The following is a 13,051-nucleotide window of genomic DNA, read 5'->3' on the forward strand; positions in this document are numbered from 1 at the left end:
ACTATCATTCAATAAAGGAAGAGAAAGGGAGTGTTTAGATGAGAAAAGAACAACAGATGGCGACGGACATACTCGAACACGTCGGTGGTAGAGATAACATTCGTAAAATTGCACATTGTATGACACGACTCCGACTTACGTTGAAAGATGACAGCAAATCGAACATCGATATGTTGAAAAAGGTCGATGGTGTTATGGGCGTCGTTGTAGATGACACGTTGCAAGTCGTTATCGGTCCAGGAACTGTCAACCGAGTTGCAGATGAAATGAGTCTACTGACGGGACTTGGTATTGGCGAAGAATCCGAGCCAGAGTACGACAGCCTGACATTTGAAGAACGTGCTGCACTCGATCGTGAACGAATGAAGCAGAAAAACCGGACTCCAGTGAAGAACTTCTTACGTCGAATCGGTAACATTTTCATACCGCTAATCCCGGGACTCGTTGCTTCAGGTATTATTAACGGAGCTGCGAACTTTGCGAAAAACGCAGGTGTCGATCCTTCACAGACATGGATGCAAATTTTGCTATTGCTCGGATCGAGTATCTTCACATACTTGGCGGTAGTTGTCGGTTGGAACACAGCTAAAGAGTTTGGTGGAACTCCAATTTTGGGCGCCATCGCAGGTATGTTCTTATTTAACCCGTTCCTCGCTGAAATCAACATCTATGGCGAGAATCTAGTTCCTGGACGTGGAGGATTATTTGGAGTCATATTTGCAGCATTCCTCATGACGTTTGTTGAAAAGAGAGTTCGCAAAATCATACCAGCAGCTGTGGATATTATTTTCACACCGCTGTTTACGCTATTAATAGTAGGATTTTTCTCCCTTTACGCAATCATACCGGTAGCTGGAGTATTATCAGAAGGAATTACACAAGGAATTATTGCAGTTCTTGACGTTGGTGGCGTATTTGCAGGTGCTGTCCTGGCAGGATTCTTCCTCCCACTCGTAATGGTCGGATTGCATCATGGACTCACACCGATTCACTTAGAATTAATGAATACCTTCGGAAATACAGCATTGCTTACTGTACTCGCAATGGCGGGAGCTGGGCAAGTTGGAGCTGCAATGGCGATCTTCGTGAAAACGAAAAACCAACGTCTCCGCAATATCATTAAAGGGGCATTGCCAGTTGGATTCCTTGGTATTGGTGAACCGTTACTTTACGGGGTTACATTACCACTAGGTCGTCCATTCATCACAGCGTGTATGGGGGCAGCTCTAGGTGGTGCATTCCAAGCAGTTATGCACACCGCAGCAACAGGAATTGGTGTTTCAGGAATTTCACTTATTCCATTGATTGACGATGGCAAGTACCTGTATTACTTCCTTGGATTGCTCATCGCGTATGGTGGCGGATTCTTGTTCACGTACCTATTCGGATTCAAAGAAGAAATGGCACGCGATATTTAACTTTCAAAAGCACTCATCCCGTTACGTTATAATGGGATGAGTGCCTTACTTATTTATAAGGATAAAGGATGGTGGATCACATGCTTGGTATGTCAGTCTATTTGGGTACGGTTCCATTTCAAGACCATGAAAAACGCGTTCGTGAGATGAATACGGTTGGTTTCCAATCGATTTTCACATCGCTTCATATTCCTGAAAACGATGCGACTGCTTATAAAAATGAACTTCAGCTACTCGGCAAACTTGCTACGGAACTTGAGATGGAATTGATGGTGGATGTCAGTCCAACTGCACTCGATGCACTTGGGTTCACGTGGGAGTCCGCAGAAGGGTTACTCTCTTGGGGCGTGAGTGGGTTGCGTCTCGATTATGGAATTTCACCTGAAACTATCGCGAAGTTGTCGCAAGTGATGCGAATTGCATTGAATGCAAGTACGTTGACACATGATGAGCTGAGCGAAATGAAAACGTATGGACTTAAATTAGAAGCAACGGAAGCTTGGCATAACTTTTATCCGAGACCTGAAACGGCATTGGGCCTAGAAGACTTCATTCAACGGAACAACTGGCTGCATGAAGAAGGAGTCCGTATTATGGCATTTGCACCAGGTGACAGACAACTCCGAGGACCGTTATTTGAGACGTTACCAACACTTGAAAAGCATCGGGGAGGATCTCCTATAGTCGCGTGCTTGGAATTAATGAAAGATGCTCATGTCGATAAAGTGCTCATTGGAGATCCTGGGTTAAGTCAGACAAGCTTGTTGCAATTTGAAGCGTACAAAAACGATGTGATTCGTCTTCGCGCAAAGCCTGCTGAACATGCACATACAGCTCAACTCATACAAGCAGCGACGATTCATACCAATCGTCCCGATAGTGCGCGTGACGTCATTCGATCGACAGAATCACGACCAGCCGTAACTAACTCTGGTCAGATAATTACTGCACACTATTGTGCAGAGCGACCTATCGGAACAATCACCGTCGATAACGAACGCTACTTACGATATCAAGGCGAGTTGCAACTGACGAAAAAAGACTTACCGGCAGATGAGCGTGTGAACGTACTGGGTCGAGTCATTGACGAAGACAGGCAACTGCTCATGTACATTGGCAGTAATCAGAGGTTTGAAATTGTTTGGGTTTAACATGATGATTTCTAAAATAAGTAAATGAAGTACCTGTTTACAAGGCCTTTATATCATATTAGTGAACTGAAAACAATCCAACGTTAGTGGAAATATTTTTCATTTAATTGAGTCTTTTATAGTCCGCCTATGTTACTATAAGAGGAAATGATTTTCAGTATTTATTCCCACTATAGATTAGTGTGATTTCGGAGGATAAGCGAATGACAGAGGAATTGTTAACTTCTATGCGTGAAAAAGCGTTGCAATTACGCGTGGAAGGCAGTTACAAAGAGTTGATTGAACATTGCCACTTGCTGCTTGAAGAAGGGCTTAAGCGAAAAGATCATAAGTCCGTGTTATCTGCTTATATCCACTATGCCTCAGCGTATTACAGCGTAGGTGCAATCGAAGATGCTTTTTTAAGTGTAGATGCACATTTACAGTATTGTTCTCAGTTCGGTGATGAAAGAGAGCGGTTGAATGGCATCAATATACTCGTCATTTTGTATGATTACAACAAGGAATATAACAAAGCTAAACTTGCTTTGACCAATGGCATTGAACTAGGAACACGTCTAGAAGTTTGGAACATGGTTAGTAATGCGTACAGTAACTATAGCCATATATGTGCAAGAGAAGGCGACTATGAAAGTGCCCTCGAAAAGGCATTGATTGGTCTCGAAATGGCGGACAGGCATCAACCAGAACTACCCATGTTGAAATTCCGCGTGAAGTTAAATATTGCGAATGCCTATGTAGGTCTTGGGGATACCGATAGTGCTGGACCAATGATTGAGGAAATGCTCGTAGATCCACTTCTCAATACGTACAAACGGGAAAAAGCCCATTGTTATGACTTATACGGCCGCTACTTCTTGAAAAAGAAAGAGTACTTACAGGCGTTAAATGCATTTAACGTAGCAAAACACGAAGCATTAGAAATCAATGACTTACTTGTGTTGAAAGATATACAAGAAAGACGGTGCGAACTCTGTGAAGTAATGGGGGATCATCAGTTAGGGTTCGTTGTGCAACAAGAGTACATTAAATTGTTGCAAGTTCTACAAGACCAAGAGCTAGCTAAGACGGCCTTGCAATTGGAAATCAAGCATAATGTCGCTTCCATTGAGCGGAATTCAAAAATAGATTATTTAACACGACTGTTTAATAGACGGCAATTAGAAGAAGTGACGGAAAAGTGGTTGGATGAGGCGACTCATACAGGGGGCGCAGTTACTTGTATTGCGTTGGATCTCGATAACTTCAAATCCATCAATGACACATATGGGCATTTGATTGGAGACGAAGTGTTGCGTGAAGTTTGCAACGTGTGCCGCAATGTACTCTGGAAATCGGACGCCACTGAATTATTAGCACGTTATGGAGGAGACGAGTTGGTCTTCATGCTCAATGAGTGTTCGATCGATGAAGTACGGTTCAAGATGACTGAACTGCTATCGAGGATCCAGAACCTCACAATTAAGCATAATGGCAAGGTACTGCCAGTCACTGTTAGTATTGGTGTAGCAGATAATGCGAACGGGAATTTCGTTAACTTCTCGGATGTTTTCTATCGGGCAGACCAAGCGTTATATGCGTCTAAAGCAAATGGGAAAAACCAAGTGAGCTACTTTGAAAGTCTCGTATATGAGTGATTACGATCTAAAAACGTCTTCTGTAGAAGGCGTTTTTGCGTTTCTGAATCCAAGAGGGACGATATATAATTCTATAAAAAAACGCCTCGCCATGTAGGCGAAGCGTTCTCCATCATAAACTTTCAAGCTCTAACTTTTTCAAATGCATCTTTGAAATCTTCCCTGCAGCAGTCATTGGGAATTGCTCAAGGAATTCGAGTTCGCGCACTTTAGAGTAATGGATTACCCGCTCATTCGTATAGGCCATCAATTCCTCAGTGCTTAGCGTACTACCTGGTTTGACGATGACGAAGGCTTTTGGAATCTCCCCGACACCTTCTACAGGCTTCCCGATAACAATTGCATTTTGTACAGATGGATGCGAGACGATTACCTCTTCTATACGGCTCGGATACACATTATATCCGTTGTAGATCAGCATCTCTTTCTTCCGATCGACGATTGCAAGATAGCCGTCTTCATCGATAATTCCGATATCTCCAGTGTGTAACCAACCACCACGCAAAGTAGCGGCCGTTTCTTCAGGCTTGTTGAAATAGCCTTTCATTACTTGTGGACCACGGATACATATCTCACCGCTTTCACCAGGTGGCAACGCATCTTCACTCATCCCGTCGAGAGAAACGACTTTGATTTCCGTATTGCATGTCGGCAAACCAACCGTCCCGATTTTATGGATACCGCTCGAAATAGTTACGCTTCCAGCGACTGACGCGGTTGCTTCTGTCAGGCCATAGCCCTCTCCGACGCGAGCATTCGGGAACATTTCCTTCAGCAAGCCCATTTCTTTCTGAGAAAGCGGGGCAGCTCCTGAACTAACATTCCGGATCGTTGAAAAGTCGTACGAATCGATACCTGGTAGATTCAACAGCACATTCCACATCGCAGGTGCACCGTTAATTGAAGAAACTTTGTATTTCTCCATCAATTCCAGAAACTGCGTAGGGACGAACCGATCCGGCAACAGCGTCGTGGCGCCTTGTGCCATTGGTGACACGATCATACCAATACCGCCAGTTATGTGGAACAGGGGAGAGGGACTTAACCGAACTTCCTCCCCAAGGGGAATCAAATACTTTTTCTTGTAGGCTTCTTGATCGGTTTCTACCGCAACATAGCGTAGCGCACCATCTTCATCGACGATAGGAAGAGCTCCAGCGGTCCACGCTGCAATCTGAGTAATGTTACTCACGAGATTTGCGTGCGTAATCATGACGCCTTTTGGACTTCCTGTTGTGCCACCAGTGTATGCAATATGCACCAAATCCTCTTGCGGATCAATGCCGGGATCGAATTCTTCATCAGAAGCAGCTGCTTTCAAAGATGCAAAGCTATGCCATCCGTCGTAACCAGACACATCCACAGGCGTTTCGTTGGAATAAATCTCGGATTCCCCTGTCATAATCACATGGTTAACACCAGTAGCAGGAAGAACATCTGCAATTGCAGCGGCTACAGATTCATGTGTGATGACAGCTTTCGTCTCAGAGTCATTCAACTGATACGTCAAATCCGCAACTGGTAAATAAGGATTCAAAGGGGAGTAGGCAGCGCCTGAAAGAATGATTCCATAATAGGCGGCTACATATTGCGGACATGTCGGCAAATGAGTAGATACCGTCATGCCGCGTCCTATGCCGAGCGTACGAAGTGCATTCGCAAATCGTTTCGCTTCAGTGTAAATTTCGTTATACGTAATCCGTGTATCGCGATAGATATACGCATTCTTTTCACCGTATTGCTTTATGCTACCTTTAAGAATAGCACCTGCAGCAACATTTGGTATTTCGAGCGTTTCTGGCAAGTCCTGATCGTAGTTTTCTCTATTTGATAGTTTAACGTTCATCTGTCCACCGCCTCCTCGAGAGTATGCCTAGTCCGTGTATCGTTTCGAATTTTTACAATTCAATTACACAAGCTTTTTCTCGAGAATAATCCTCGATAGAGTCCGTTCCGAAACCACTACTCTTCACACCGCCGAATGGAAGGTCGATGCCAACTCGTGCATACGTGTTGACCCAGACATTACCTGCTTCAAGGGCAGCAACCATACGATGAGCACGGCTTAGATCCTTCGTCCAGACGCCAGCAGCAAGTCCGAATTCAGTTCCATTTGCAAGAGCAATCGCTTCTTCCTCCGTATCGAACGGAATCATAACTGAAACTGGCCCAAAGATTTCTTCCTGACAAACCCTTAATGTGTTGGACTCTGATTTGAGAAGGGTAGGCTCGACCCAATAACCGTCCGCCAAGTCGCTTCGATCAGGTAGTAGTTCAGATCCACCAGAGCGGCCACCATAAATGAGCTCCGCACCTTCATCCAATCCTAGCTGGATATAAGATTGTACTTTTTCGTACTGTGATTTCGTTGCAATAGGACCAGTAGTTGTCGTTGGATCTAATGTTGGTCCGAACTGTTTCAGCTCTGGGTTTTGAAGATAGTTTTTAACACCTTCCGCTACTTGATCGATAATCGACCGGTGCACAAGAAGGCGTGAACTTCCAACACATAGTTGACCGGAGTTTCCTGTGAAAATACTGTACGAACAAATCGCTTCCACTGCTTTGTCTATATCGGCATCTTCGAATAGGACATTGGCAGACTTACCGCCAAGCTCAAAAATCAATGGCTTTGGTTTACCGGCAGTTGCTCTCGCAATTGAACTAGCTGTACCACCTGACCCTGTTAAACTCACTTTATTCACTGCAGGGTGTTCAACGAGTGTGTCTCCGATTTCAGAACCAGGTCCACAAATGACGTTGAGGACGCCTTCAGGGAATACGTCTTTTAGCAGCTTAGCTAAGTGTAGGGAAGAGACTGCCGCTTGTTCAGATGGTTTGATGACAACAGTATTTCCAGCAGCTAATGCGTAAGCCGCTTTAATTGCAAATGTAAACAGTGGTGCATTCCAAGGTGTGATTCCAACAACAACTCCATAAGGTTCACGTAACGTATAACCAAGAGTCGTTTTAGTCATTGGAACAGTTTGCCCACGATTCGCTTCCATTGCTTTACTTGCTGCATCTAGCCACACTTGCTGCAAAACAGGCATGAGGCCATATGAGGTTTCTCGGATGACCCATCCATTGTCTTGTGTTTCAAGTGCAGCAAGCTCTCCACCGTTGGATGAAATAACTTCTGCAGCGTCACGTAAACACGCAGCACGTTCTCCTGCAGATAGTGCTTTCCACGCTGGAAACGCTTGTTGCGCTGCTTCAATCGCAGCGACTGCGTCTTCCTTAGAGCTTTTAGGAACGCGCGCCCACGCTTTTCCAGTAGAAGGATCCAAACTTTCCGTAAGTGCGCCACCCGTTGCTGCTCGTAATTCTCCACCAATCAAGTTCTGATACTCTTTCAAGTCTGTCGACACTGCCATATTCATTCTCCTCCTTTAATGTGGGAAGTGCTCATAAACTTCGGGAAACGCTCATAAATCGCAAAAAGCGATCATAAATGCCCGAAAGCGCTCATAAAATACAAAAAGTGATCATAACTTGCGAAAAGTGCTCATAATTCGGGAAAAGTGCTCATAAACCTCCGGGAAGTGCTCATAACACATATGCATAGAGCACTAACTAGCAATCTATTGACGTACTAAAAGTCAAGAAACCGGAACTGCATCACGTTTGGCAGTCGTTGAATGCCATCCGAGTGAATGTGCCGTTGCTTTACGCGAGTCGCGCACAGAACCGAAATAGTTATCGTAGTAACGAGCACGCTTCAAGTACAACTGCACATCAAGTTCTTCAGTGAATCCGATTCCGCCATGAATCTGGATCGAATCGCCCGCTGCTTTAATAAACGCTTTGGAAACGAACGACCTTGCGCTATGAACCGCAGCAATTTTATCCGTAGCATCCGTTTCAACAGCCCACGCTGCATAATAGGAAAGGGAACGCGCCGTCTCTAAATCGAGCTTCATATTGACGATGCCATGCTTAATCGCTTGGAAACGTCCAATCGGCTGATTGAACTGCACACGAATCTTCGCGTATTCCGCAGTCATTTTTACAAGCTCATCCATTCCACCCACCATGCTAGAACAAAGCGCAGCGTTGAAATGCAACAAACCTTCTTTCAACATATCAGCAGCGTGACCCGGCTCACCAAGTAACTCACCAGGAGCTTGGTTCAACTCGATTTTCGCAAGATGCTGGGTTTCATCAAGAACCGAAAGTCTTTGAATTGATGCTACATCACTCGATTTCACTAGGAAAAACGACTTGCCCTCTGCTGTCTGAGCACCCACAATGAACGTATCTGGATCACCGATGACAGGGACCAATGTTTTTGTACCTGTCAGTGCATAGCCACTTTCCGTTTTCGCCGCAATACAGCTGAACGCGTTCGGGAATAAGCTGCCATCCCGTTCATACCAAGCGATGGAGACAGAACTTTCACCAACTGCGATATTCGGAAGGCGAGCTGCTTTTTGTGCAGTCGTTCCAAAAGCCTCGAGCAGAGGAACTGCAAGTGCAAGCGTCTCGAGCTGAAGTCCAGGGAGCAAGACTCGTCCGGTCTCTTCGAAAACGGGAACGAGATCGAGTGCTCCAAGACCAAGACCATCCAATTCTTCAGAAACGGGGATGGCGGTTACGCCCATCTCAGCTAGTCCCGATGTAGCTTTATCTACAACATCCAGTTTGCCTTTAATAACAGCACGCGCTGCTTCCGTTCTATCAAGGTCATTCATATATTTACGAATCGCTGTCCGAAACAGCTCTTGTTCTTCGCTTAATGCAAAATCCATAGTAGTCACCTCACCTTTTCCGTTATCGTCCTAAGTCTTTCGGGAGTCCGAGAATACGTTCACCGATTGTGTTACGTTGAACTTCGCTCGTCCCGCCGCCAATCGTTGCGCCGAATGATGCGAGGTACTGACCTTGCATCTCTGAGTCAAATAGGGAATCCTCATTCGTTAACACGCCTGAATGACCTTGAATCGTCATTGCGAAGTCGAAAAGCTCTTTCGTCAACTCGCTGACAAGCAATTTGTCTAACGAACTTTCAGGACCAGGCTTACCACTTTTGAGGGTATGTGTGATGTTGCGATAATAGTTCAATTTCGCGCCATTGATGCGCGCATACAAATCGGCAAGACCATCTTCAACAAATGGATCTTCAATAAGAAGGGAGCCATTCAACCGGACAGTTTTCGCCATCTCAATGACTCGTTCGAATTGCTGTTCAAGCGTAAACACTTGCGCTGCAATCCCTGAACGCTCATGAAGCATGAGTGCGATAAGAACCGCCCAACCTTTGCCTTCTTCACCGACAATATCTTCGTCAGTTGCAACGGCATCCGTTAAATAGACTTCATTGAATTCTTGATGTCCATCCATTTGAACGATCGGGCGTGTCTCGACTCCTTCTTGGTCCATGTCGAGAAGGAAAACTGTAATGCCTTCGTGTTTCTTTTCAGATTGACTCGTTTTCGTCAGTAGGAAACAGCGGTCTGCCAGATGTGCAAAACTAGTCCATACTTTCTGACCGTTGATGACCCATTTGCCATCCTTTTTAACAGCCGTTGTCTGAAGGGCAGTAAGGTCGGATCCTGCACCCGGCTCTGAATACCCTTGACTCCACACTTGTTCACCCGTCAGGATTTTTCCGATGAATTCCTCTTTTTGCGCATCCGTTCCCATTTGCATAAGAGTCGGTGCGACCATATGAATGCCAATATAGTTCACAAGGGGAGGGGACTGAACACGTACCATTTCTTGGTGATAAATGATTTCTTCCATAAGCGTAGCGTCACGACCACCATATGATTTCGGCCAAGAAATCGCCGCCCAACCACCTTCATATAACGTCCGCTGCCAATCGCGAAGAAACTTTGAGTAGTGTTCATTATCTTCAGGAAGCTTGCGATCGCCTTGCAACCAACCCTTCGGCAAATTCACCTCAAGCCAGCCACGCAGCTCCCCACGAAACTTCTCCTCTTTATCCGTAAATGTAAAATCCATTGAGACACACCCTTTCTCATCACTACCGCACGTACTAGTTGTTTTTATTTTTTCTTTCTTCTCTCTCTTCATTAAAAGGTAGATAGTTGGTCGAACCAGCCGCGTTGATTGAAGCGGAAAGCGGCGACTCCTTAGGGATAAGCGAAGACCGAAGACCCCGCAGAAGCGAAGCGCCGAGGAGGCTGAGATCGAGCCCGCGGAAAGCGCCCGTCTGAAGCGTAAATCAACACCGTGTAATGTTAATCCCTCGCCAAAACCCACTGTGGCAAAGCCCGGTCATCCGTAATATCCACCCAAGTCATCTTCAACGGCATCCCAATCTCTACAGCCGTCGGATCACAATCAATAATATTAGCCATGATTTTCACATCAGGCGCAACATCCAGCGCAGCCACCGTAATCACAGTAGGCAACTCATGCTGGAACCCCGGCAAAAACGGTCGGTACGAAGCGATATACGAATACACCGTCGCCGAAATATCCGAACCCAATAACTCCCACTCCGTCTCCGGACTTCCACAACTCGGACAAGCCGGCCCAGGGGGGTGAATGAACGTGCTACATGCCGAACACTTCTGAAGCTTAAGCGCGTGTTCATCCGCAGCGTCCCAATACTCATGGTTATCTAAAGTCTTCAACGGAATCGGCTTTTCATATGCAGTCTGTTTAGTCATCAAGACGCCTCCTTTAATTTCGTAAAATCATCGCACCAGCAATATCCGGACCTGCCCAGCCAGTCGCAATCCCGAGCTCACAATCCTTCACTTGGCGATCTGTACCTTTATAGTCATGTCGCAATTGACGAACAAGCTCCAACACGTTGTTCATACCGTGCGTGTACCCTTCCGAAAGCATGCCACCCGCAGTGTTCGAAGGAAGGCTTCCGCCCATCTTCAAGTTGCCCGCTGCAACGAAATCACCGACTTCACCACGTTTAGCAAACCCGTACGATTCAAGCTGTCTCAAAACGACCCAACTGAAGCAGTCATAGAGCGAAGCAACCTGGATATCTTCAGGCTTCACACCAGCAGATTTGTATAGATCCGCTGCCGCGTGATCTGCCGCAACTTCATCTACCTGCGTCCAGTAATGAACGTGGGAATGAGTCGTTCGCGGCGCCATTCCTGCAATGAACACCGGTTTCGATTTGCAGTTCTTCGCATTCGCTGCAGACGTTACAATAATTGCATTTGCTTCATCTAACTCCACGCAACAGTCATGAATGTTGAATGGCATACTGATATCAGGCGTTGCAAGATACGTTTCCATATCGAGTGGTTTTCCATTCAAGAACGCATTCGGATTCCGCTGTGCATGCTCATAGAAACTAATACATACGTGGCCTAAATGCTCCTTCGTAATTCCTGTTTCGTGCATATGACGATTCGCGAACATCCCAAACCATTGGGAAGGGCTTGCAGAACCATACGGCATGATGAAACTTCCACCCGGTAGCATTTCCTGAAGCATATTCGGATCATACCCACGTCCGACTTGGACACCCGAACTTCCATTCATCGACCGATAGATGAGAACGGTGTTTAACATACCTGATTCGATTAATGCAACGGCATCAGCAATCAGCAATTCCGTACTACTACCGCCGCCACTCACGTCTTTCACATACTTCGGATGACACCCAAGATACGTCGCGAGTTCGTGTGATGGACACGAATCTCCACCCGTTGAATAATTCATAATGCCATCGAGATCTTTTGCCTCTAACCCTGCATCAGAGAGCGCATTGCGCGCAGCAGTGAGCGCCATATGAAGGGGAGTCGTACCTGATTTACGGGAGCGCTGATTCTCGCCGACACCGACGATTGCGCATTGATTTGAATAAGTTGCCATGTGTGCTACCTCCTTAGTCAATCGTTCTCGATTTTACAAACTAACGTCGCCGTTCCAGTTCCAACACGTTCACCTGGTGCTTTTTCTGCAATCAATTCAAGTTCAGCTGTACGCTCTTCAGCGGTTTCCGTGAACTGCTTCACAACACCACTGCACGTAATTGCATCTCCTGGCTTCGTCATTGCACCGAACCGCATACTGAAGTTACTGACGACAGCTTCTGTTCCCGCAAGTTCTTGCACATATTGTCCAAGGAAGCCCATGATGAGCATTCCGTGTGCGATAACGCCATCTAACCCGATACTTTTCGCAAAAGCATCATCTGTATGAAGCGGATTCAAATCGCCCGAAGCTTGTGCATACTGGACTAATTGCTCCAAAGTAACAGGTGGTTTTGTGAGAGGAGGGAGCTGTGCATCCACTTGAAGTTCCGAAAACGGAATTGAAGTAATCGCTTTCATTTCAATTTGCTCCCTTCTGTGCTGCTCTATAAATAATCGTGTTCCGCGCAACAGCTGCGAGAACACCATCTTCTGTTTTCATCTCTGTATCGAGAACGAGAAACTGCATCGTCCCACTTTTTCCAACTCGATCGTAAACATCTGTCACAGCCATTGTGCACTCAAGACGATCTCCAATTCGGATTGGCTTATGGTAGATGAATTCTTGCTCACCGTGTAACATTCGTTTGAAGTCGAGTTTCAGTGGCAACTCTACATTGCTACCGAGCGATACTAAAAAAGTAGGGGGTACAGTTACATTTTCATAAGCCGTACCGGCCGCATAGGTTTCATCAAAGTAAAGGGGGTTCTCATCACCAATTGCTTGTGCAAAACGAGTGACACGTTCCCGATCAATTTCTGCGATGTAAGGTTTACTCGCGATTCCAATCATGCTTTTATCTAAATCCATAGGGCACCTCCGAATGTATTTGAGTTAAAATTCCACCTACTTAAAATAGTATGTGAATTAGGTTGACAGTACAATGTAGAAATCTCTATAGTTAGTAGTAGAATATTAGAAGTTT

At 45.7% G+C, this 13,051-nt stretch carries 11 protein-coding genes; 3 read left to right on the top strand and 8 right to left on the bottom strand.

What is annotated here, in order from left to right; all coding sequences use genetic code 11:
• The first annotated feature begins 38 nt into the window (after window positions 1–38).
• The 3 genes from ACRPI0_RS01415 to ACRPI0_RS01425 all read left to right on the top strand — a co-directional run bounded on the left by ACRPI0_RS01415 (window position 39) and on the right by ACRPI0_RS01425 (window position 4,206).
• Window positions 39–1,418: a PTS transporter subunit EIIC gene (locus ACRPI0_RS01415; RefSeq protein ID WP_432354298.1), complete on the top strand. Its 1,380-nt coding sequence runs from the start codon at window positions 39–41 to the stop codon at window positions 1,416–1,418.
• Between the two features lie 68 nt (window positions 1,419–1,486).
• Window positions 1,487–2,569, top strand: a complete 1,083-nt coding sequence (locus tag ACRPI0_RS01420; protein WP_432354300.1) for a DUF871 domain-containing protein — start codon at window positions 1,487–1,489, stop codon at window positions 2,567–2,569.
• Window positions 2,570–2,772: 203 nt separating this feature from the next.
• Complete coding sequence (locus tag ACRPI0_RS01425; RefSeq protein WP_432354301.1) at window positions 2,773–4,206, top strand: GGDEF domain-containing protein; 1,434 nt, start codon at window positions 2,773–2,775, stop codon at window positions 4,204–4,206.
• A 112-nt stretch (window positions 4,207–4,318) separates the two neighbouring features.
• Here the strand turns inward: ACRPI0_RS01425 and ACRPI0_RS01430 are convergent, their stop codons facing one another.
• The 8 genes from ACRPI0_RS01430 to ACRPI0_RS01465 all read right to left on the bottom strand — a co-directional run bounded on the left by ACRPI0_RS01430 (window position 4,319) and on the right by ACRPI0_RS01465 (window position 12,936).
• Window positions 4,319–6,052, bottom strand: a complete 1,734-nt coding sequence (locus tag ACRPI0_RS01430; protein WP_432354302.1) for an AMP-binding protein — start codon at window positions 6,050–6,052, stop codon at window positions 4,319–4,321.
• A 52-nt stretch (window positions 6,053–6,104) separates the two neighbouring features.
• Window positions 6,105–7,583: an aldehyde dehydrogenase family protein gene (locus tag ACRPI0_RS01435; RefSeq protein WP_432354303.1), complete on the bottom strand. Its 1,479-nt coding sequence runs from the start codon at window positions 7,581–7,583 to the stop codon at window positions 6,105–6,107.
• A 225-nt stretch (window positions 7,584–7,808) separates the two neighbouring features.
• Complete coding sequence (locus ACRPI0_RS01440) at window positions 7,809–8,957, bottom strand: acyl-CoA dehydrogenase family protein (protein WP_432354304.1); 1,149 nt, start codon at window positions 8,955–8,957, stop codon at window positions 7,809–7,811.
• Window positions 8,958–8,979: 22 nt separating this feature from the next.
• Entirely contained in the window at window positions 8,980–10,173 is a 1,194-nt protein-coding gene (locus tag ACRPI0_RS01445) for an acyl-CoA dehydrogenase family protein (protein ID WP_432354305.1), read from the bottom strand.
• A 239-nt stretch (window positions 10,174–10,412) separates the two neighbouring features.
• The gene (locus tag ACRPI0_RS01450; protein WP_432354306.1) at window positions 10,413–10,847 is read right to left on the bottom strand and encodes a Zn-ribbon domain-containing OB-fold protein; all 435 of its coding nucleotides are present in this window, start codon (window positions 10,845–10,847) and stop codon (window positions 10,413–10,415) included.
• Window positions 10,848–10,860: 13 nt separating this feature from the next.
• Window positions 10,861–12,024, bottom strand: coding sequence for a thiolase C-terminal domain-containing protein (locus ACRPI0_RS01455; RefSeq protein ID WP_432354308.1), 1,164 nt, complete (start codon window positions 12,022–12,024; stop codon window positions 10,861–10,863).
• A 17-nt stretch (window positions 12,025–12,041) separates the two neighbouring features.
• Complete coding sequence (locus tag ACRPI0_RS01460; protein ID WP_432354309.1) at window positions 12,042–12,485, bottom strand: MaoC/PaaZ C-terminal domain-containing protein; 444 nt, start codon at window positions 12,483–12,485, stop codon at window positions 12,042–12,044.
• 1 nt (window position 12,486) lies between these two features.
• Window positions 12,487–12,936 (bottom strand): MaoC family dehydratase N-terminal domain-containing protein, encoded by a 450-nt coding sequence (locus tag ACRPI0_RS01465; protein WP_432354310.1) that lies wholly within the window; start codon window positions 12,934–12,936, stop codon window positions 12,487–12,489.
• Between the last annotated feature and the right edge of the window lie 115 nt (window positions 12,937–13,051).

This window comes from Sporosarcina sp. A2 (assembly GCF_050858885.1).
Taxonomy (GTDB): Bacteria; Bacillota; Bacilli; order Bacillales_A; family Planococcaceae; genus Sporosarcina.